Origin of the sequence: Bacteroides sp. BFG-637 (assembly GCF_024793605.1) — a bacterium.
In the GTDB taxonomy this organism is placed as follows: Bacteria; Bacteroidota; Bacteroidia; order Bacteroidales; family Bacteroidaceae; genus Bacteroides; species Bacteroides vicugnae.
On record NZ_JANUPD010000002.1, the window covers coordinates 2,453,917 to 2,473,967 of the forward strand.

The following is a 20,051-nucleotide window of genomic DNA, read 5'->3' on the forward strand; positions in this document are numbered from 1 at the left end:
ATACTTTATACTTATTACTTAATACTTGAGCACATAATACTTGAGACTTATGGATCTGACAGAGTTTAATGAAATTCGTCCTTACAATGATGAGGAACTTCCTCAAATCTTTGAGGAACTGATTGCCGATCCGGCTTTTCAGAAAGCTGCTACCGGTGCTATACCGAACGTTCCATTTGAACTTCTGGCGCAAAAGATGCGTGCCTGTAAGACTAAGCTTGATTTTCAGGAGGCATTTTGCTATGGCATTTTGTGGAAGATAGCGGCAGATCATACTGCCGGACTGACACTGGATCATACCGCCATACCGGATAAAAGCAAAGCTTATACGTATATATCGAATCATAGAGACATTATTCTTGATTCGGGCTTTCTCTCTATTTTGCTGATTGACCAGGGAATGGATACGGTAGAAATTGCGATTGGCGACAATTTGCTTATTTATCCCTGGATTAAGAAACTGGTGCGTGTCAATAAATCATTTATTGTACAGCGGGCGTTGACTATGCGGCAGATGTTGGAATCTTCAGCGCGTATGTCCCGTTATATGCATTACACCATTTCAGAGAAGAATCAGTCTATTTGGATTGCGCAGCGTGAAGGACGTGCAAAAGATTCGAATGACCGTACACAAGACAGTGTATTGAAAATGTTGGCAATGGGAGGTGAAGGCGATTTGATAGACCGCCTGATGGAAATGAATATTGCTCCTCTTGCTATTTCATACGAATATGATCCGTGTGATTTTCTGAAAGCGCAAGAGTTCCAGTTGAAGAGGGACATCGAAGGATATAAAAAGACGACACAGGATGATTTGATTAATATGCAGACTGGTCTTTTCGGATATAAAGGCAGGGTACATTTTCAGGTTGCTCCTTGCCTGAATGATGACTTGCAAGACTTGGACCGTTCGTTGCCGAAACCGGATTTGTTTGCCCGTATTTCTGCCTGTCTTGATCGCCGCATCCATCGTAATTATCGGATATATCCGGGAAATTATGTGGCGTATGATTGGCTGAATAGCACAACGGAATTCGTGTCCAATTACACGGAAGAAGAGAAACAGCAGTTTATGAACTATATTGAACAACAATTGGCAAAGATCAAGATTCCGAATAAGGATGAAGACTTTTTGCGTGAGAAGTTGTTATTAATGTATTCCAATCCGTTAGTTAATTATTTAGCAGCTTGCCGATGAAAAGAAGAAAATTACATGTTGTTTGGTTGTGGGGATTGCTTTTCCTGATGACTGCCTGTGGAGATGATGACTATTATTATCCTTCGGTGAAACTGGAATTTGTGACTGTGGAGGCTGGAGAAGACGGTCGCATACAAACGCTTATTCCTGATAAGGGAGAAGTCTTGACTGTTTCGGAAGACCGTACGGGTTCTACTATCTCTCCAAACACTTCCAGACGTGTAATGAGTAACTATGAGGTACTTTCCGGTGAGAACACCGCTACTATATATTCTTTGCAATCGCTTATAACACCAGTGCCTAAACCGGAAGATGATCCGGTTTACAAGGACGGAATAAAGCTAGATCCGGTAGAGATGGTCAGTATCTGGCTCGGAAGGGATTATCTGAATATGATTTTGAATCTCAAGGTCAGTATAGGTAAGGGGCATGTTTTCGGTATAGTGGAAGATGTGTCCGAACTTAAAACAAATGGTATTGTGAATATGTTGTTATACCATGATGCGAACAGTGATGGAGAATACTATAATCGGCGTGCTTACATTTCTGTTCCTTTGGCGCAATATATTGATGAGGAGCATCCGGGTCGGACGATAAAGATTAAGTTTAAATATTATACGTACGATAAGGATGGCTCTCCGATAGAATTTGATAAGTACTGTGATCCCGGGTTTGACTATACTCCGGGACAGAATTGAATAATGGAGTGTATATGTTTAAATTGAATCAATTAATCGTGGGAATATTTTTATTTCTCTCTTCCCTTTTCTCTTGTCAGCAGAAAGGTGATTTTCAATCAATGAATGTAGAGGAGTTTGATTCTCTTATTCAGAATGAGGATATACAACGTCTGGATGTTCGCACACTTGCGGAATATTCGGAGGGGCATATCACGAAGACAATGAACATCAATGTGATGGATGACTCTTTTGCTTCAATGGCTGATTCTTTGTTGCAAAAAGACAAACCGGTGGCTGTATATTGTCGTAGTGGAAAACGAAGTAAGAAGGCTGCGGCTATTTTGAGTGAGAAGGGATATAAAGTCTTTGAGCTTGATAAGGGATTTAATTCCTGGGAGGAAGCAGGTAAAGAAATAGAGAAATAAAGTGCTGATTTATCAGCACTTTATTTTTTGGGGTTATTTCAGTCCTTCCAATAATCTTTTCAGAACGACAGTTGCCGAGATTTCACGGTTGGCAGCTTCCGGAATCACAATAGATTGTGGACTTTCAATGACATCGTCTGTCACAATCATATTTCTACGCACCGGAAGACAATGCATGAAATAAGCATTGTTGGTAACTGCCATTTGGCGGTCGCTTACAGTCCAATCACGATCCTTGCTTAATATTTGTCCATAGTTGTCGCCAGAATAGGCAGCCCAGTTCTTGGCATATATGAAATCGGCTCCTTCGAAAGCCTTCATCTGGTCATATTCTACTTTTGCGTTACCCACGAATTGCGGATCAAGCTCATAACCTTCGGGATGAGTGATGACAAATTCGTAATCTGTTGCATTCATCCATTCGGCAAAGGAATTAGGGACAGCCTGCGGCAATGGACGTGGATGCGGAGCCCAAGTCATAACCACTTTTGGACGTGCTGTTTTCTTGTATTCTTCAATGGTAATCAGGTCGGCAAAACTCTGCAAAGGGTGGCGTGTTGCCGCTTCCATTGAGAATACAGGACGTCCGGAGTATTGGATGAATTGATTGATAATAGTTTCCTGATAGTCAAAGTCACGGTCTTCAAAACGGGCAAAAGAGCGTACTCCAATGATATCACAGTAGCATCCCATCACCGGAATGGCTTCTAATATATGTTCCGGTTTATCTCCATCCATAATTACGCCACGTTCAGTTTCCAATTTCCATGCACCTTGATTGATATCCAGCACCATGACATTCATTCCTAGATTGAGTGCAGCTTTCTGTGTGCTAAGGCGGGTACGTAAACTAGAGTTGAAGAAGATCATCATTAAAGTCTTGTTTCGTCCCAGTTCTACATATTTGAAGCGCTCTTTTTTGATTTCGAATGCTTCTGCAAGGGCTGATTTTAAATCGCCAATGTCCTGTACACAAGTAAATTTCTTCATATCATTTATTTTTTAATTTTTAATTAGCTTCGCTCAAAACCTTGTTTGATTTTTAACATATAGGTATAGTCTCAATTTCTTCTCGTTTGTCCATCTCCTTCAATGACCCATTTGTAAGAAGTGATTTCCTCCAGTCCCATCGGACCGCGTGCGTGTAGCTTTTGCGTGCTGATTCCGATTTCGGCCCCTAATCCGAATTGTGCCCCGTCAGTGAAAGCGGTAGACACATTGGTGTATACGCAAGCTGCATCTACTATCTTGACAAACAGCGTAGCACGTTCCTTGTCCTCGGTGACGATGCATTCGCTGTGTTTCGAACTATTCTCCTGAATATGTCCCAAAGCGTCTTCGAAGCTTTTTACGGTCTTGACTGCCATTTTATAGTCCAGAAACTCTGTGCCGAAACTTTCTGCCTTTGCATGTTCCAACAGTTCGGCTGGATAGCGGCCTTCCAATGCCTGGTAAGCTTGCGGATCAGCATAAATAATGACATGGCTGTCTTTTAGTTTCTCGCAAATCAGAGGGAGGTCGGCCAGTCTCTTCTCATGTATAATGGTGCAATCCAATGCATTACATACGCTAACTCTACGTGTCTTAGCATTATGAATAATGTCTGCTCCCTTGTTTGTATCCCCAAATTCATCGAAGTAAGTGTGACAGATACCTGCCCCTGTTTCAATGACAGGGATCCTTGCATTCTCGCGTACGAAATGAATAAGACTGCTGCTGCCTCTGGGGATAATCAAGTCTACGTAGCCCACAGCATTCAGTAACGCTGCCGTAGCCTCTCTATCAGCCGGAAGTAATTCTACAATGTGCGGATTGATTTTGAACTTCTTCAATACTTTGTGAATCACACAGATGATGGCCCGGTTGGAACAATCGGCGTCACTTCCTCCTTTCAATATGCAGGCATTTCCGCTCTTCAGACAAAGGGAGAAAACATCAAAGCTAACATTAGGGCGCGCTTCATAAATGATTCCTATGACTCCGAAAGGAACGCTGACTTTTGTCAACTTCATTTCATTGGGACGAACACTCTCTTTCAACACTTTACCCAAAGGAGAGGGGAGTGTTGCTACATTGCGTGTATCTGCGGCAATACCTTTCAAACGTTCTTCCGTCAGTTTCAACCGGTCGTACTTCGGGTCATTTTTGTCCATCCGTGCGAGGTCTTTTTCGTTCTCTGAAAGAATGAAAGGTGTTTCTGCAATTGCTGCGTCAGCTACTGCATTTAAAATTTGATTGATGACATCATCATTCAGTAGGGCTAATTCCCGACTTGCTACTTGTACAGCGGCAAAGATTTCGTTTAAATTTGTAGTCATTTGCTCCTTTTTTGCATTAAATGGAAAGATAAACTATGCAAATATAGTGAATGATGTGAATAAAACTGGTTGAAAATAGAAATAAATGTTGCTCTCTACTATAATATTCCTTTTTGAAGCAGAGTTCGGAAATGAGATCGGAAAGGATATATTTATCTCCATCCTTTTCAATAAAGTCTCGTTCTGTCAGCATTCGTTTATTTCATGTGATTATTTGCTTACTCTCTAGTTCATATTGGTGCAGAAATGAATATTGTTGTGCAAGCACTAATGGCTGGTTGCTCAAAGATTTACTTCTTCATATGCTAGAAACTAGTACTCGTTATGAATGATTTTATTCGTCTGACAACTGTTGAACTTTCGTCTGACAGTTGTTGTTCTTTCGTCTGACAACTGTCAGACGAAAAAGAAACAGTTGTCAGACGAATAGAGTTATACAGTACTGGAGCTAAATTTATTAGACGTAAGATATAAGTATATGTTGATTTGGAATTAATTCAAAACCGTGTAAAAGGGAGCAAATTAAAGCAAACAGTATCTCCTACTGGTGATTATTCGATATATAGATAGTCATAGTGCACTACCGGTTTCTTTCCATGCTTTCCAATTGCTTCTTGTGCCTGTTTGGAGTCGCAGTTCACTTTTCCAACGCCAACCTGGTTTCCTTGAAAGTCCATGATACGTACAATGTCATCTTTCTCAAATTCACCTTCAATATGAGTGATTCCGATTGGGAGGATGCTGACAGCTTTTTCAGAGTTTAGAACTTCTGTAGCGCATGCATTGATGTGAATTTCCCCTTTGGCAAAACCTTCGCTATGGGCAATCCATTTTTTGACACTGGATACTGGTTCGTCTGATGGTATAAAACGTGTACAAAGAGTTTCTTCAGGATGCTGTAACAAATCTACGAGAATATTATCCCGCTTCCCGTTGGCAATAATCACTGTAATTCCTTCATCAGCAACTTTGCGGGCAATATTGGTTTTCGTCAACATCCCCCCCCGTCCGAAACTGGACTTAGTTGTCTGAATATAGTTGGATAAGTCTTTGCCGTGACCGATCTCCCGGATAACAGAAGAGTTTGGATCGGAAGGAGAACCATTGTAAATCCCATCAATATTACTTAGGATAATGAGTGCCTGCGTATCCATCATCGAAGCGATGAGTCCGGACAATTCATCATTATCGGTGAACATCAGCTCGCTGACGGAAATTGTATCGTTTTCGTTGACAATAGGAATGACATTATTTTCAAGCATTACCGTCATGCAATTTTTCTGATTCAGATAATGGCGGCGAGTACCAAAACTTTCCTTCGTTGTCAGTACCTGGCCGACAGGGATATTGTGCTCACGGAAAAGTTCGTAGTAACGGTTGATTAGTTTGGCCTGACCCACAGCAGAAAATAATTGGCGCTGATCTACACTATCGAGTTTTTTCTGCGGATGCACTTCACTGCGTCCGGAAGCAACAGCTCCCGAAGAAATCAAAATGATTTCTACCCCGGACTTGTGTAATTCCGCTATCTGGTCAACAAGTGCCGACATACGGGTAACGTCCAGCGTTCCGTCGCGGCGTGTCAATACATTGCTTCCTACTTTTACTGCGATTCGTGTAAATTCCTGTTTCATCCTTACTAACGATTTGAAAGCGCAAATATAGAGCTTTTTGCCGATATGTTACCAAAACAGGCTAAAAAGAATTATCTTTGCAGCCAGATAGAGAAAAGATTAACAATGAAACATACAAATCCACAAGTAGAACAGATGACCTCCTTCATTGTAATGGATGTGTTGGAGAGGGCAAACGAATTACAGAAACAAGGTGTTGATATTATTCATTTGGAAGTTGGTGAACCCGATTTTGATGTGCCGTCTTGTGTGTCGGAAGCAGCAAAAGCGGCTTATGATCGTCATCTTACTCACTATACGCATTCTTTGGGGGACCCGGAACTGCGGAGGGAAATTGCTGCTTTTTATCTACGGGAATATGGAGTGACGGTAGATCCGGATTGTATTGTAGTGACTTCCGGTTCTTCTCCATCCATTCTTCTTGCATTAATGTTGCTCTGCAATACGGATAGCGAAGTGATTCTTTCCAATCCGGGATATGCTTGTTACCGTAATTTTGTGTTGGCTACCCAGGCTAAACCTGTTTTGGTTCCTTTGTCTAAAGAATATCTGCAATACGACATAGAAGCTATTCGCAAATGTGTGAATCCACATACAGCGGCTATCTTTATCAATTCTCCGATGAATCCGACCGGAATGTTGCTGGATGAAAAATTCTTGAGAGAAGTGGCAGCACTGGGAGTTCCTGTTATTTCAGATGAGATTTATCACGGACTTGTCTATGAAGGACGTGCGCACAGCATTCTTGAATATACCGATCAGGCTTTTGTCCTGAACGGATTTTCTAAACGTTTTGCAATGACGGGTCTTCGGCTGGGTTATTTGATCGCACCTAAATCTTGTATGCGTTCTTTGCAGAAGTTGCAGCAGAATCTATTTATTTGTGCGTCCAGCGTTGCTCAACAGGCTGGGATTGCTGCATTACGGCAGGCTGATTCGGATGTGGAACGGATGAAGCAGATTTATGATGAGCGTCGCCGGTACATGATTGCTCGTCTTCGGGAAATGGGGTTTGAGATTAAAGTAGAACCTCAAGGAGCATTTTACATTTTTGCCAACGCACGTAAATTTACAACCGACTCTTATCGCTTTGCATTCGATGTACTCGAGCATGCGCATGTCGGCATTACTCCCGGGGTAGACTTTGGAACGGGAGGTGAAGGATATGTACGCTTCTCCTATGCAAACTCATTGGAGAATATCAAAGAAGGACTGGACCGTATCAATCGCTACCTTTCTCGTCCCGGCTTCTGATTAGCTCGGTGGCTGCTTCGTATTCTTCCTCTGTCACGAGGACGGATACGGAAGGAGCGATATAGGGTGCTAATGTCCCCATAATTCCATCTTTAATCACACAACGGATGTTGTTGCTTTCTAATAACCCTTTAATGATCTCGGCTTCCCAAGGGGATCCGGAGAATACTTCTATTGCCTTGCTGTAATCTTCTTCTTTCATGATCTTACTTATTAGGGGTTGTTATTTACAAATATAACAAAAAAGAGAGAGAAATAGTTATTTATTTTCTTAAAAATTATTCGAGTGTGATATGTTTTACGCTAATCTGCTGTTTCAGGAAAGTAGAGGCCGATTCTGAAAACTTTTCTTCCGCTTCGGTTGTGTAAAACTGGCAGTTGCCATTCTTGGTACATTTGGCATCCATTTCGGGATGTCTCTTCAGATAGTCTTTCAGGCTTTCTGCAACATACTCTCCTTGTGCAATTATACTGATATGATCCGGAATGTATTGCCGGATTTTAGGTAGGAGTATGGGGAAATGGGTACATCCGAGGATGACAGTATCTATTTGAGGATCCTTTGACAGTAATTGGTCGATGTACTTCCGGATAAAATAGTCGGCTCCTTCGTCTTGTGATTCGTTATTCTCAACTAAGGATACCCACATCGGACATGCCGTTCCACTTACCTGAATTTCAGGAAACAGTTTATGTATTTCTAATGGATACGATTCGGATTTGATGGTGCCTGCTGTTGCCAGTACACCGATATGCTGATTCTTGCTAATCTCTCCAATACATTCTACAGTGGGACGGATGACTCCGAGCACACGGCGGGCAGGATCGATTTGGGGTAAATCATTCATCTGAATGCTACGCAAAGCTTTGGCGGAAGCTGTATTGCAAGCTAATATAACCAGATGGCATCCCATATCAAACAGCTTGTTGACGGCTTGTCGGGTGAATTCGTATACGACTTCGAAAGAGCGCGTTCCGTAGGGGGCACGTGCATTATCTCCCAAATAGATATAATCATATTCCGGTAATACTTCTCTAATCTTGTCTAAGATGGTCAGACCTCCGTAGCCGGAGTCGAATACTCCGATTGGGCCGGGCGTATGGAATAGATGTTGCTTCATGACAAACCTGATTTATATATGCAAATGTACACCAAAAAAAGGGAAAGAGAAAGAAGATGATCCTTCTTTCTCTTTCCCTTTTGGTATTTCTTTATCCTTGGTCAGATCTTATTTGATACCAAGATTTGCTTTTACCTTGTTAGTCAAGTTGATGCTCTGTGATTCGTTCACGTAAGGAATCGAAGTTCTTGCCAGGTCGAAGATATAGATCACGCCTTCAGCAGCACCTACTGCTTTGATGGCATTGTCCAACTTCTGGTAGATAGGAGCCATTGCATCATTTTGGGCTTTCTGCATTTGTTGTTGAGCATCCTGTTGGAATTGCTCTTGTCTCTGCATCATATCCTGCAACTCTTTTTGTCTTCTTTCAGCGATGTTGGGAGGAAGAGAATCCTTAGCGATAGCTTGTTGGAATTCCTGATATTTCTTGTTGAATTCTTCCTGCGTTCTCTGTAGTTCGGCAGTAAGTTGTTTTTCTAAAGTCTGAATATCATTTTGGGCTTTGGTGAATTCCGGCATCACAGTGATGATTTCCTGTGCATTAATGTGGCCGAATTTCAGGTTCTGTGCAAATACACCCATTGGGAGTGCAAGCAACATTACAAGTGCAATTTTTTTTAGCATAGTTCTATAATTTATTTGAATGATTTTTAGTTATTTCCAGCTGCAAATGTATGAAATTAATTTGAATATCCTAATTTTCTTAGGATTTCATCACTAATATCTATGCGTGGATTTGCAAATATTATACCTGTAGCAGAGGCTCTGTCGATTACCAAATCATATCCATGTTGCTGTGATATAGCTTTTACAGCTTCCATAGATATCGTCTTGGATCGGAGTAATCAACTTGTCTCTCATCTTGGCTAATTCGCCTTCCGGACCGAAGTAACTACGCTTCAGTTCGGCTGCTTCTTTTTCCTTTGCTACGATTGCATCTTCTGTCTTTGTTTTTTGTGCGGCAGAAAGAGTGGAAGATTTTGCCTGGTAATCCTGGAACATCTTCTGTGCTTCTTTAGCCAGAGCTTCTACTTCACTCTGGTATTTTTTCGTAGCTTCTTGCATTTGCTCATTAGCGCTTTGAGCTGCCGGAATATTCTTCATAATATATTCCGTATCGATCAGTGCAAATTTCTGTGCATTTGCTGCCATGCTGACAGTAAATAGCATCATAATTAATAGAACAGACTTTCTCATAACGTTTAGTTTTTGATGATACATTAGAATTCTTGTCCTAAGATAAAGTGGAACTGGCTTCCTCCATATTGTTTAGAACCAAATACTTTGTCGAAACCGTAACCCCAGTCAATACCCATCATACCAATCATCGGAAGGAAGATACGAACACCGACACCGGCAGAACGTTTCAACTCGAATGGATTGAATTTCTTGATATCATGCCATGCGTTACCTGCTTCAAGGAAACCTAACACATAAATGTTAGTACTTGTTTCCAGCATCAACGGATATCTTAATTCGATGCCGAGACGTGCATAGGCATAACCTTCAGAACCGTATGGCGTTAATGAGCTGTTTTCGTAACCACGCAAAGCGATACTTTCAGTTGCATAAGTTGAATAACCGGTCATACCGTCACCACCTACATCGAATGTACCGAACGGAGATTTCTTGTATTGGTTATAGTGACCCAACAGACCGAATTCCGTACGTGTCATTAATACCAGACATTTTGGATGAGCAACCGGATCCATCAGCGGAGTATATGTTTTGCCTTTGAATTTCCATTTGTGGTATTCTATCCATTTATGAAGTTTATTCATGTTGTCCTGGGTGATGCTACCTGTTTCAGGGTTGCTGTAATATCCCTTATAGTCTTTACCGTCCATCAACGAGTAAGGCGGTGTGAACTGAACTGACAGTGAGAAATCTGAACCCGAACGAGGGAAGATTGGGTTGTCAATAGAGTTACGAGCCAAAGTCAATGAAATGCTAAGGTCATTACATTTACCGTTGGTTACCGGGAAATACTGCCAGTCGCTCAAGTTATAGCGTTGGTAAGCTAATTCAGCGGAAAGAGTGAAGTAGTCATCCGGCCATTTCAGACGTTTACCCCAACCTACGGAAAGTCCCCACATCTTGATAGATTTATCCGGGTCATAATAGTTTTCGTAGTTGTTATAGTTACCATAGTTATACATACCATAACCACCGTAGCCGCTATACATACTGTTGTAGTAGTTGTTGAAGTAGCTGGAGTTATAGTAACGGCTGCTGATATCTGTTTGTACAGAGAAGAATGCCGATACGGAGAATGAGTTCGGACGTTTACCGCCAAACCATGGGTCGAAGAATGAAATACTGTATGACTGGTAGTATTTAGCATTCGTCTGTCCGCTGATAGTCAATGTCTGACCGTCACCTTGTGGAAGGATACCACGGTAGTTTTCACCCGGGTGCAACAAGTTGGCTACGGAGAAGTTGGTGAACTTCAAGCTCAACTTACCGATAATACCTGTCTGTCCCCAACCAGCAGAGAATTCCACCTGGTCGTTGGCTTTGGAAGTCAAAGGCAAGCCTATGTCAACAGTTCCGTTCATCGGATCCGGTTGAATATCCGGTTGCAGCTTTTCCGGGTCAAAGTGTCCCATCTGCTGGATTTCACGCAAGGAACGCATCAAGTCTTCTTTGCTGAACAATTGTCCCGGACGAATACGAAGTTCCCGGCGAACAACGTTTTCATACAAACGGTCATTACCACTGATCTTGATCTTATTGATAGTAGCCTGACGGCCTTCATAGATTCTCATTTCGAGGTCGATAGAGTCGCCGACAATATTTACTTCTACCGGGTCGAGGTTATAGAACAGGTAACCGTTGTTGTAATATAAGTTACCGATAGCGTCATCATCTGTAGAAACACGTTCGTTCAATAACTTCTGGTTGTATACGTCACCTTTCTTCATGCGAAGCAAGAAGTTCAACTGTTCTGACGGATAAAGAGTGTTACCCACCCATGTAACATTACGTAGATAATATTTCTGTCCCTCGTCTATATTCAAATAAACGTTTACAGTCTTTTCGTCATACTGTGAAACGCTGTCTTTTACAATCATTGCATCACGGTATCCCAACTCATTATACTTGTCGATAATCAGCTGCTTATCTGCTTCGAAGTTTTCCGGCACGAATTTTTTGGTGCGGAACAAATTGCGAAGTTTACCTTTCTCATTGGTTTTCTTCATTACTTTCTTCAGCTTGGAAGCCTTGATTGCATGATTACCAACGATTTGGATTTCGTGTACTTTGATTTTTTCTTTCTTGTCGATATCAATGTCAACGATCACCTGATTTTCGCTGGATGGATCGTCTTTCTGCGAGATAATAACTTCTGCATTTTTGAATCCTTTATCGTCGAAATAGCGTTTGATCAATGTCTTGGCACGGTCTACGGTATTCGGAGTGATTTGCATACCTTTTACCATCCCTAGCTTGGCCTCAAGATCGGTGCGTTCCGACTTCTTCACACCGTGATAGCGCACATCTGCGATACGCGGGCGTTGTGTCAGACTGATTTTTAACCAGATTTTGTCGCCTTCAATTTTCTCGGCTGTGATTTGTACATTTGAGAACAAACCATGACGCCAATAACGTTTGATTGCTCCAGTAATTTCGTCACCCGGCACAGTAATTGTTTGTCCTACCGATAGTCCGGATAGTCCAATCAATACATAGTCTTCATAATTCTTTACGCCTTCGACTTTAATATCTGCTATCTCATACTTTTTGGGTGTTCCAGAGTATAAGATGACAGGTTTCGAGTCTTCATCAGTGTTAGCATTTTGCGCAATGCCTGTTGTCGCAAAGCAGCACAGGCAGACAAACGTTATGAATATAAAGGAAATACGATAATGCATTTATGTTATAATTTGATGTTTCGAGTTATATTAGCTGATCTGTTCACTGGTTTTGCCGAATCGGCGTTCCCTTTGTTGATATTCCCAAATGGCTTTGTAGAGTTCTTCTTTGTCGAAGTCAGGCCAAAAAGTATCACAAAAATAAAGCTCCGAATAAGCGCATTGCCATAAGAGGTAATTGCTTAGCCGGATTTCTCCTCCCGTGCGGATCAGTAGATCCGGGTCGGGCATAAACTTAGTTTCCAGATGAGATGCGATGCATTCATCAGTTATTTGTTCGGGAGATATTTCTCCAGTTTTTATCAGTGTTGCTATTTGTCGTACAGCTTCGGTTATTTCCCAACGGGATGAATAACTAAGAGCTAATACCATACACATGCCACTATTTTGGGATGTGCGTTCTATGCATGATGCCAAACTTTTCTGAACTTCAACAGGTAACTTTTTGAAATCACCGATTACATTGAAGCGGATATTGTTTTTCATCAATGTCTCTTCTTCAATAGATTCTAGCAATAGATTCATCAGAGCCGCAATTTCGTCTTGCGGCCGATTCCAGTTCTCGGTTGAGAAGGTGTACAGTGTCAGGTACTTGATTCCCAAACGGGCGGCATCTTCGGTAATATTCTGTACCGTTTCTGCGCCAGCACGGTGACCATAAGTACGTTCTTCCCCTCGTTGTTTTGCCCATCGTCCGTTCCCATCCATAATGATGGCCACGTGTTGTGGTATCCGAGTTTTGTCTATTTGTTCTATATAGGACATCTTTTTATTTTAAACGTATACGTTTTTATTTGCCAGCTTTTGCCAAATCAAACCATAGCTGATTAAGACGGCCACGCCAAACTTCTGATTTATAAGAATAAGTATGGTGGTTCGTAGCTCGTGTACTATCGTCATCTTCTACTTCTTCATCAAAGCTAGCATTGCCTGCACTGAAAAGAATATAGATACTGTTGTTGTCTTTATTTACTACGGTTGAATAGCTTGTTCTACCCCTGAATTCCGGCTTCTCCGGACTTGGTTTAAAGTCTGACTCACTCCAATCCTGATAAGGTAGATAAAATTTCTTATTTGCCTTTTTCCATGCAATACCTGCTTCAGAAATATAGAAAGATTCAAATTTCTCTCCGAAAATATAGAACTTATTGTTATAATATATTATGGAAGGATTAGTCAATGCAGGACAACTTGTATCTACATTATTGGGTGGTAGTGGAATCCATATCTCTCCCATATATGCCCAAGGTACAATCGTTTCGGTTTCTCCAACAGTTGGTTGATTTTTATATTTACCGATTAACATGATACCTTCCTGGTTCGTAGCTGTTGTATAGGTAGTGTAGGAAATATTGCCAATCGGGAAGTCATCCGGTACTTCTTGAAGCTTCTTTTCTGCCTCTGCTATAGATGCGATTTCAGCGGTTGAATCAAATACTTTCTTGCCGTCATCAGTCTTGATATATGTTATTTTATTACTTAGTGGTGCCAGAAGCAAATTGACGTGATTGCCACTAAACAAATCTGACTCTAACCATGTTGTTCCGTCTGTAGACTCATATACCTTTCCGTCTTCTGTTGCAGATGTTGCATACAGTTTCTTCTTATATGATAAAATAGAAGAAGGGAGCTTGTCATCAAATTTAGATTTGCTGTCACTCACAACACTTGAGCTCCAATTCATCGTGTTACCTATTTGTGCACGATATACCATAAGGCTACCATTAACAACAGAATAAGTTAGGATATCATTTTCTAAAGCTACTGACTTTTGTTCTCCTGTGAGGTTAGCTTCGTCAATGTTCCCACAGTAATTCCATCTCAATGAATCAGGATCATGCCGATGCACATTTACCTTAATAGTATATTCCTTAGGCTGATTAGGAGATACTCCTGCTAAAGCTTCTGTCGACCATACCTTTATAATAAGTGGTTCTCGGAGATCAATAGAATCATTGATGTTTATGACAGAATCGTTACCGCTTTTGTCTTTCATTGTTACGACACCAGATGCCGTAGTTAATGTTTTGATTAAAATCTTGTCAATGATGGTGTCGGCATGAACAGGAAGAGAGTCTTCGTTATAAATTTCACGTGATAATTGATCAATAGTGAATTTATAACTCCCAAGGCCTGCTGTGTCAAGTTCAAACGCATGGATAGTTGCATCCGGGCTATATTCGATGTTATTATCGTCATCAAGACATGACGTTATAACAAATGACACCATGAAAAAACTCGCAATGAATGATAAAAACTTTATTCTCATTTGAAAGATTGTGTTTATTTACAAGTTGCAAAAATAGAAACATTTTTTCCGATAATGAACATTACAGGTAAGTTTTATATAAAATTATAGATAATAATACTGTTTTTATCGACGTAAAACCCCCTGAATAGAACTATCTTAGCTATATCCGGTGAACATAATGCCAAAATTGTCTTTCGAAGTGTTCTTCTATCGAATAACTATAATTATCGTTCATTTGGGGTGCTTTAACACCGGAATGTAGCCAGCTGGGGCACTTCTCGATATACGCCTCGTCCCATAGTTCATTATCGATGAATGATTGCAGCAATTGACTGCCTCCTTCTACCAGTAAGGATTGTATTTTCCGTTGATAGAGTACCTCCATAATCTGCTCCAGTGGGTTATGATTGAAGTCGATGGAGATATATGTGATGTTGGTTCTTTCTGGCTGTTTCTTTTCAGTAAAGACTAATGTTGGCACATTTCCATCGAATATTTGTAAATCATTCGGAAGAGATAATGTGCGGTCTAATACGATGCGTATTGGATGATGCCCATACCAGTTGCGTACCGTTAGCGACGGATTATCCAATAAAGCCGTTCGTCTGCCTACCATAATAGCATCGGCCTCCGCTCTTTTTTTATGTACTAGCATTGAAGTGAGAGGAGAGGAGAGTATCACAGGCATTCCACCTGTACGTTCTATGTCAATAAAACGATCGGCTGACTCTGCCCATTTTAACGTGATAAAAGGCCGATGAAGTGTATTGAAAGTAATAAAACGACGAATCAGCGATTGACATTCTTCCTCTAATATGCCGACTGTAACTTCCCGTCCGGCATCCAGTAATTTCTGAATTCCTCGTCCGGCTACTTCAGAAAAGGGGTCCTGGCAGCCGATAACAATGCGTGGAATCTGTTTCTCTATAATCAGATCCGCACAAGGAGGCGTTTTCCCGTAGTGGGAGCAAGGTTCCAGACTGACATAAATCGTAGAATGTTTCAATAAAGACTCATCTTTGACAGAACGGATTGCGTTGACCTCCGCATGTGCCTCTCCGCAACGAATGTGATAGCCTTCACCGATAATACGTCCGTTACATACGATAACAGCCCCTACCATCGGGTTTGGAGGCACATTGCATAACCCGTTCTTTGCAAGCTCAATGCAACGCCTCATGTATTTTTCTTCTTCCATTTTGGTGCTCTTCGCCATATTATTCTTACTTTTGCACTCCGAAATTGTGAAAATATGAATCGTATCACCGCTTACATTCGCCATTCTTTGCAGGAAATCTATCCGCCGGAAGAGATAAAAGCTCTTTCAATGCTGATTTGTTGCGACATGTTAGGCTTAGATGCGCTCGATATTTACATGGGCAAAGATATAATTTTATCCGAATGCAAACAGCGTGAATTAGAAAACATTATATTCCGTTTACAGAAAAATGAACCTATACAGTACATTCGCGGTTTTGCAGAGTTTTGTGGAAGGAATTTTAAGGTTGCTTCCGGCGTGTTAATCCCTCGGCCGGAGACCGCGGAACTCGTAGAGCTAATAGTAAAGGAGAACCCGAATGCACGTCGTTTGTTAGATATAGGTACAGGAAGCGGATGCATTGCGATCTCTCTGGATAAAAAACTTCCGGATGTAGCCGTAGAGGCTTGGGATATTTCGGAAGAAGCGTTGTCTATTGCCTGTAAAAACAATGAAAATTTAGAAGCCGGGGTGAGATTTCTGCAAAGAGATGTGCTGTCCGATGACTGGGAAAAAGTACCGTCTTTTGATGTGATCGTCAGTAATCCGCCTTATGTGACTGAAACGGAAAAGAACGAAATGGACGCTAATGTCCTTGAGTGGGAGCCGGGTTTGGCTTTGTTCGTTCCTGATGAGGACCCTTTACGGTTTTATAATCGTATAGCCTGTCTGGGAAGTGAATTGTTATTGCCGGGCGGAAAACTTTATTTTGAAATCAACCAGGCTTATGGCCGGGAAACAGCACACATACTTGAAATGAACCAATATCGTGATGTTCGTGTTATAAAAGACATATTTGGAAAAGATAGAATAGTTACAGCTAACCGATGAGTGCACAATTAACTGATGAAGAGGCTTTAAATCGCGTAGCCTCTTACTGCTCCACTGCCGAGCATTGCCGGGCAGAAATAAATGAGAAGTTACAACGTTGGGGGATTGCCTATGATACCATTGCGCGTATTCTTGACCGACTGGAATCAGAGAAGTTCATTGATGATGAACGTTTCTGCAGGGCTTTTGTGAATGACAAGTTCCGCTTTGCCAAGTGGGGGAAAATGAAAATAGCCCAAGGGCTTTACATGAAGAAAATCCCTTCTGATGTGGCATGGCGTTATCTGAATGAAATTGATGAAGAAGAATATCTTTCTATTCTGCGTGACTTGCTGACTTCCAAGCGGAAAAGTATCCATGCGGCAGACGATTACGAATTGAATGGAAAGCTGATGCGATTCGCTATGAGTCGTGGATTTGAATTGAAAGATATCAAGCGTTGTATTGACATTCCCGATGAAGAGGAACAAATTGACTGAAAAAATAAACGGATTCTTCTTTTTATTCTCATTCAATTTCTGTACTTTTGCGGCAAATAATTAATAGTTAGTTTAGTTATGAAAAACTTAGAGAGACTATTTGCGGAGAAACTGTTGAAGATTAAGGCTATTAAACTTCAACCCGCTAACCCTTTTACATGGGCTTCTGGATGGAAATCCCCCTTTTACTGTGACAACCGTAAAACTCTGTCCTATCCTTCTCTTCGTAATTTTGTGAAGATTGAAATTACACGTCTGATATTAGAACGATTCGGACAGGTGGATGCGATTGCTGGTGTGGCTACAGGCGCTATTCCGCAGGGAGCTTTGGTAGCTGATGCATTGAATCTGCCGTTCGTGTATGTTCGTTCTACCCCCAAAGATCATGGATTGGAAAACCTGATTGAAGGTGAACTTCGTCCGGGCATGAAAGTCGTAGTCGTAGAAGATTTGATTTCTACTGGTGGTAGTAGTTTGAAGGCTGTTGAAGCAATTCGTCGCGATGGTTGCGAAGTGATCGGTATGGTTGCAGCGTATACATACGGATTCCCGGTAGCTGAAGAGGCGTTCAAAAATGCGAAGGTGACTTTGGTAACATTGACCAATTATGAAGCAGTACTTGATGTCGCTCTTCGTACAGGCTATATTGAAGAAGAAGACATACAGACATTGAACGAATGGCGTAAAGACCCTGCTCATTGGGATGCTGGAAAATAAGATTCATTTTTTGATCAAACATATTTGGTAAAAAGAACTGTTCGGACAATATTTGGCCGGATTGTTCTTTTTTTGTTTTATACTAATAGAAATTTATGAGTAATTTTGAGAGTAGTGTCAAGGTAATACCTTACAGTCAGGAACGCGTATATAATAAACTTTCGGATTTGAGTAATCTGGAAGCTGTCAAAGATCGTTTACCGAAAGATAAGGTACAGGATTTGAGTTTTGATTCGGACACGTTAAGCTTTAGTGTCCCTCCTGTTGGGCAACTGACTTTGCAAATTGTAGAGCGTGATCCATGTAAATGTATAAAGTTGGCAACAACTAACTCTCCACTTCCCTTTAATATGTGGATTCAACTGGTTGAAACTGCAGAAGAAGAGTGCAAGGTGAAGGTGACTATCGGTATGGATCTTAATCCGTTTATGAAAGCAATGGTACAGAAACCTCTTCAGGAGGGTTTGGAGAAGATGGTTGATATGCTGGCAGTTATTGAATATTAAAAAACAAGTATTAAGTATTAGGTATTAAGTATTAACCGCAGTCACTTTGGCTCATGCTGTTGTGCTTAATACTTAATACTTAACACTTAATACTTAAACTTATTTTTTATGGCACAGAAACTTTGGGAGAAGTCCGTACAGGTGAATAAGGATATCGAACGTTTCACGGTAGGTCGTGATCGTGAGATGGATCTTTATTTGGCCAAGCATGATGTGCTCGGCTCTATGGCTCACATTACGATGCTTGAAAGTATCGGTTTGTTGACAAAAGAAGAACTGGAACAGTTGCTGGCAGAGTTGAAGAGTATTTATGCCTCGGCTGAAAAAGGTGAATTTATCATAGAAGACGGGGTGGAAGATGTACATTCACAGGTAGAACTGATGTTGACCCGTCGTTTGGGTGATATCGGAAAGAAAATACATAGTGGTCGTTCCAGAAATGATCAGGTCTTATTGGATTTGAAACTTTTTACCCGTACACAAATAAAAGAAGTTGCCGAAGCTGTAGAGCAACTTTTCCATGTACTGATTCGTCAGAGCGAACGATATAAAAACGTTTTGATGCCAGGGTATACCCACTTACAGATTGCAATGCCTTCTTCTTTTGGTTTGTGGTTTGGTGCCTATGCCGAGAGTCTCATGGACGATATGCTGTTTTTGCAGGCCGCATTTAAAATGTGTAATCGTAATCCATTAGGTTCTGCAGCAGGGTATGGTTCGTCCTTTCCTTTGAACCGGACAATGACAACCGACTTGCTTGGCTTTGATTCGATGAATTACAATGTTGTGTATGCTCAAATGGGGCGTGGGAAAATGGAACGTAATGTTGCTTTTGCATTGGCTACGATTGCCGGAACCATTTCCAAGTTAGCTTTTGATGCCTGCATGTTTAATAGCCAGAACTTTGGTTTCGTGAAATTGCCCGATGACTGTACCACGGGGTCCAGCATTATGCCCCATAAGAAGAATCCCGATGTTTTTGAACTGACACGTGCTAAATGTAATAAACTGCAATCGCTTCCTCAACAGATCATGATGATTGCGAATAATTTGCCTTCCGGCTATTTCCGTGATTTGCAGATTATAAAAGAAGTTTTCCTGCCTGCTTTTCAGGAATTGAAAGACTGTTTGCAGATGACAACTTACATCATGAATGAAATAAAGGTCAATGAGCATATCCTCGATGATGATAAATACCTCCTTATTTTTAGCGTGGAAGAAGTGAATCGTCTGGCACGTGAAGGTATGCCTTTCCGTGATGCATATAAGAAGGTTGGTTTGGATATTGAAGCTGGAAAATTCTCTCATACAAAAGAAGTACACCATACTCATGAAGGTAGTATTGGCAACCTTTGCAATGCGGAAATCTCAGCATTGATGCAGCAAGTGATCGATGGATTCAACTTTTGTGGAATGGAGAAAGCGGAGAAAGCACTGCTTGGAAGATAAAATAAACTTTCGGAGGATAGTTTTTTAAACTTTCCTCCGAAAAGATTTGGCAGAA

General features: G+C 41.2%; 19 protein-coding genes and 1 pseudogene. 9 read left to right on the plus strand and 11 right to left on the minus strand.

Features of this window, described 5'->3' with window-relative positions; genetic code table 11:
• The first annotated feature begins 49 nt into the window (after positions 1-49).
• From NXX38_RS09515 to NXX38_RS09525, 3 genes are read left to right on the plus strand one after another with little or no spacing between them, the layout of a single operon-like run.
• Positions 50-1,198, plus strand: a complete 1,149-nt coding sequence (locus NXX38_RS09515) for a 1-acyl-sn-glycerol-3-phosphate acyltransferase (RefSeq protein ID WP_258979370.1) — start codon at positions 50-52, stop codon at positions 1,196-1,198.
• A complete protein-coding gene (locus NXX38_RS09520; protein ID WP_234133273.1) occupies positions 1,195-1,896 on the plus strand; it encodes a NigD-like protein in 702 nt (233 codons plus the stop codon). Before NXX38_RS09515 ends, NXX38_RS09520 begins: the two co-directional genes overlap by 4 nt.
• A 14-nt stretch (positions 1,897-1,910) precedes the next feature.
• Positions 1,911-2,303 (plus strand): rhodanese-like domain-containing protein, encoded by a 393-nt coding sequence (locus NXX38_RS09525; protein WP_195650066.1) that lies wholly within the window; start codon positions 1,911-1,913, stop codon positions 2,301-2,303.
• 33 nt (positions 2,304-2,336) lie between these two features.
• Here the strand turns inward: NXX38_RS09525 and NXX38_RS09530 are convergent, their stop codons facing one another.
• The 3 genes from NXX38_RS09530 to proB all read right to left on the minus strand — a co-directional run bounded on the left by NXX38_RS09530 (position 2,337) and on the right by proB (position 6,255).
• Positions 2,337-3,293 (minus strand): acetylornithine carbamoyltransferase, encoded by a 957-nt coding sequence (locus NXX38_RS09530; protein WP_258979371.1) that lies wholly within the window; start codon positions 3,291-3,293, stop codon positions 2,337-2,339.
• A 71-nt stretch (positions 3,294-3,364) separates the two neighbouring features.
• Entirely contained in the window at positions 3,365-4,621 is a 1,257-nt protein-coding gene (locus NXX38_RS09535; protein ID WP_258979372.1) for a glutamate-5-semialdehyde dehydrogenase, read from the minus strand.
• Positions 4,622-5,172: 551 nt separating this feature from the next.
• Positions 5,173-6,255, minus strand: a complete 1,083-nt coding sequence (proB, locus tag NXX38_RS09540) for a glutamate 5-kinase (RefSeq protein ID WP_258979373.1) — start codon at positions 6,253-6,255, stop codon at positions 5,173-5,175.
• Between the two features lie 105 nt (positions 6,256-6,360).
• Between proB and NXX38_RS09545 the strand changes: the two genes are divergently transcribed.
• Positions 6,361-7,509, plus strand: coding sequence for a pyridoxal phosphate-dependent aminotransferase (locus NXX38_RS09545; RefSeq protein WP_148363962.1), 1,149 nt, complete (start codon positions 6,361-6,363; stop codon positions 7,507-7,509).
• On the opposite strand, the gene NXX38_RS09550 is transcribed toward NXX38_RS09545, so the two are convergent.
• The 8 genes and pseudogenes from NXX38_RS09550 to ribD all read right to left on the minus strand — a co-directional run bounded on the left by NXX38_RS09550 (position 7,478) and on the right by ribD (position 15,972).
• Positions 7,478-7,711 (minus strand): DUF2007-related protein, encoded by a 234-nt coding sequence (locus tag NXX38_RS09550; protein ID WP_004299777.1) that lies wholly within the window; start codon positions 7,709-7,711, stop codon positions 7,478-7,480. The two genes, NXX38_RS09545 and NXX38_RS09550, sit on opposite strands and share 32 nt — an antisense overlap.
• Before the next feature lie 76 nt (positions 7,712-7,787).
• A complete protein-coding gene (murI, locus tag NXX38_RS09555; protein WP_258979374.1) occupies positions 7,788-8,630 on the minus strand; it encodes a glutamate racemase in 843 nt (280 codons plus the stop codon).
• A gap of 108 nt (positions 8,631-8,738) precedes the next feature.
• Complete coding sequence (locus NXX38_RS09560) at positions 8,739-9,254, minus strand: OmpH family outer membrane protein (RefSeq protein WP_117935535.1); 516 nt, start codon at positions 9,252-9,254, stop codon at positions 8,739-8,741.
• 56 nt (positions 9,255-9,310) lie between these two features.
• Positions 9,311-9,827: pseudogene (locus NXX38_RS09565) on the minus strand (OmpH family outer membrane protein).
• A 23-nt stretch (positions 9,828-9,850) separates the two neighbouring features.
• Positions 9,851-12,505 carry an outer membrane protein assembly factor BamA gene (bamA, locus tag NXX38_RS09570; protein WP_074556722.1) on the minus strand — a complete coding sequence of 885 codons (2,655 nt, stop codon included), beginning with the start codon at positions 12,503-12,505 and terminating at the stop codon, positions 9,851-9,853.
• A gap of 30 nt (positions 12,506-12,535) precedes the next feature.
• On the minus strand, positions 12,536-13,270 hold the full coding sequence (locus tag NXX38_RS09575) for an isoprenyl transferase (RefSeq protein WP_217722892.1): 735 nt from the start codon (positions 13,268-13,270) through the stop codon (positions 12,536-12,538).
• 25 nt (positions 13,271-13,295) lie between these two features.
• The gene (locus NXX38_RS09580; protein ID WP_258979375.1) at positions 13,296-14,774 is read right to left on the minus strand and encodes a DUF6242 domain-containing protein; all 1,479 of its coding nucleotides are present in this window, start codon (positions 14,772-14,774) and stop codon (positions 13,296-13,298) included.
• Between the two features lie 142 nt (positions 14,775-14,916).
• Positions 14,917-15,972 (minus strand): bifunctional diaminohydroxyphosphoribosylaminopyrimidine deaminase/5-amino-6-(5-phosphoribosylamino)uracil reductase RibD, encoded by a 1,056-nt coding sequence (gene ribD / locus NXX38_RS09585; protein WP_258979376.1) that lies wholly within the window; start codon positions 15,970-15,972, stop codon positions 14,917-14,919.
• A gap of 36 nt (positions 15,973-16,008) precedes the next feature.
• On the opposite strand from ribD, the gene prmC reads away from it, so the two are divergent.
• The 5 genes from prmC (at position 16,009) to argH (ending at position 19,996) form a co-directional block, all read left to right on the plus strand.
• Positions 16,009-16,845, plus strand: coding sequence for a peptide chain release factor N(5)-glutamine methyltransferase (gene prmC, locus NXX38_RS09590; protein WP_148363958.1), 837 nt, complete (start codon positions 16,009-16,011; stop codon positions 16,843-16,845).
• Positions 16,842-17,324, plus strand: coding sequence for a regulatory protein RecX (locus tag NXX38_RS09595; protein WP_148363957.1), 483 nt, complete (start codon positions 16,842-16,844; stop codon positions 17,322-17,324). Before prmC ends, NXX38_RS09595 begins: the two co-directional genes overlap by 4 nt.
• Before the next feature lie 78 nt (positions 17,325-17,402).
• Complete coding sequence (gene pyrE, locus NXX38_RS09600; protein WP_004299787.1) at positions 17,403-18,041, plus strand: orotate phosphoribosyltransferase; 639 nt, start codon at positions 17,403-17,405, stop codon at positions 18,039-18,041.
• A gap of 95 nt (positions 18,042-18,136) precedes the next feature.
• On the plus strand, positions 18,137-18,547 hold the full coding sequence (locus NXX38_RS09605; RefSeq protein ID WP_148363956.1) for an SRPBCC family protein: 411 nt from the start codon (positions 18,137-18,139) through the stop codon (positions 18,545-18,547).
• A gap of 108 nt (positions 18,548-18,655) precedes the next feature.
• Entirely contained in the window at positions 18,656-19,996 is a 1,341-nt protein-coding gene (argH, locus tag NXX38_RS09610) for an argininosuccinate lyase (protein WP_148363955.1), read from the plus strand.
• Positions 19,997-20,051 lie beyond the last annotated feature (55 nt).

Bases quoted from the DNA above. Each gene is read 5' to 3' on its own strand.
- NXX38_RS09530 (WP_258979371.1), bottom strand. From the start codon at position 3,293: ATGAAGAAATTTACTTGTGTACAGGACATTGGCGATTTAAAATCAGCC.
- NXX38_RS09605 (WP_148363956.1), top strand. From the start codon at position 18,137: ATGAGTAATTTTGAGAGTAGTGTCAAGGTAATACCTTACAGTCAGGAA.
- NXX38_RS09560 (WP_117935535.1), bottom strand. From the start codon at position 9,254: ATGCTAAAAAAAATTGCACTTGTAATGTTGCTTGCACTCCCAATGGGT.
- NXX38_RS09520 (WP_234133273.1), top strand. From the start codon at position 1,195: ATGAAAAGAAGAAAATTACATGTTGTTTGGTTGTGGGGATTGCTTTTC.
- NXX38_RS09575 (WP_217722892.1), bottom strand. From the start codon at position 13,270: ATGTCCTATATAGAACAAATAGACAAAACTCGGATACCACAACACGTG.
- NXX38_RS09545 (WP_148363962.1), top strand. From the start codon at position 6,361: ATGAAACATACAAATCCACAAGTAGAACAGATGACCTCCTTCATTGTA.
- bamA (WP_074556722.1), bottom strand. From the start codon at position 12,505: ATGCATTATCGTATTTCCTTTATATTCATAACGTTTGTCTGCCTGTGC.
- pyrE (WP_004299787.1), top strand. From the start codon at position 17,403: ATGAAAAACTTAGAGAGACTATTTGCGGAGAAACTGTTGAAGATTAAG.
- NXX38_RS09550 (WP_004299777.1), bottom strand. From the start codon at position 7,711: ATGAAAGAAGAAGATTACAGCAAGGCAATAGAAGTATTCTCCGGATCC.
- ribD (WP_258979376.1), bottom strand. From the start codon at position 15,972: ATGGCGAAGAGCACCAAAATGGAAGAAGAAAAATACATGAGGCGTTGC.
- NXX38_RS09580 (WP_258979375.1), bottom strand. From the start codon at position 14,774: ATGAGAATAAAGTTTTTATCATTCATTGCGAGTTTTTTCATGGTGTCA.
- NXX38_RS09525 (WP_195650066.1), top strand. From the start codon at position 1,911: ATGTTTAAATTGAATCAATTAATCGTGGGAATATTTTTATTTCTCTCT.
- argH (WP_148363955.1), top strand. From the start codon at position 18,656: ATGGCACAGAAACTTTGGGAGAAGTCCGTACAGGTGAATAAGGATATC.
- proB (WP_258979373.1), bottom strand. From the start codon at position 6,255: ATGAAACAGGAATTTACACGAATCGCAGTAAAAGTAGGAAGCAATGTA.
- prmC (WP_148363958.1), top strand. From the start codon at position 16,009: ATGAATCGTATCACCGCTTACATTCGCCATTCTTTGCAGGAAATCTAT.
- NXX38_RS09515 (WP_258979370.1), top strand. From the start codon at position 50: ATGGATCTGACAGAGTTTAATGAAATTCGTCCTTACAATGATGAGGAA.
- NXX38_RS09595 (WP_148363957.1), top strand. From the start codon at position 16,842: ATGAGTGCACAATTAACTGATGAAGAGGCTTTAAATCGCGTAGCCTCT.
- murI (WP_258979374.1), bottom strand. From the start codon at position 8,630: ATGAAGCAACATCTATTCCATACGCCCGGCCCAATCGGAGTATTCGAC.
- NXX38_RS09535 (WP_258979372.1), bottom strand. From the start codon at position 4,621: ATGACTACAAATTTAAACGAAATCTTTGCCGCTGTACAAGTAGCAAGT.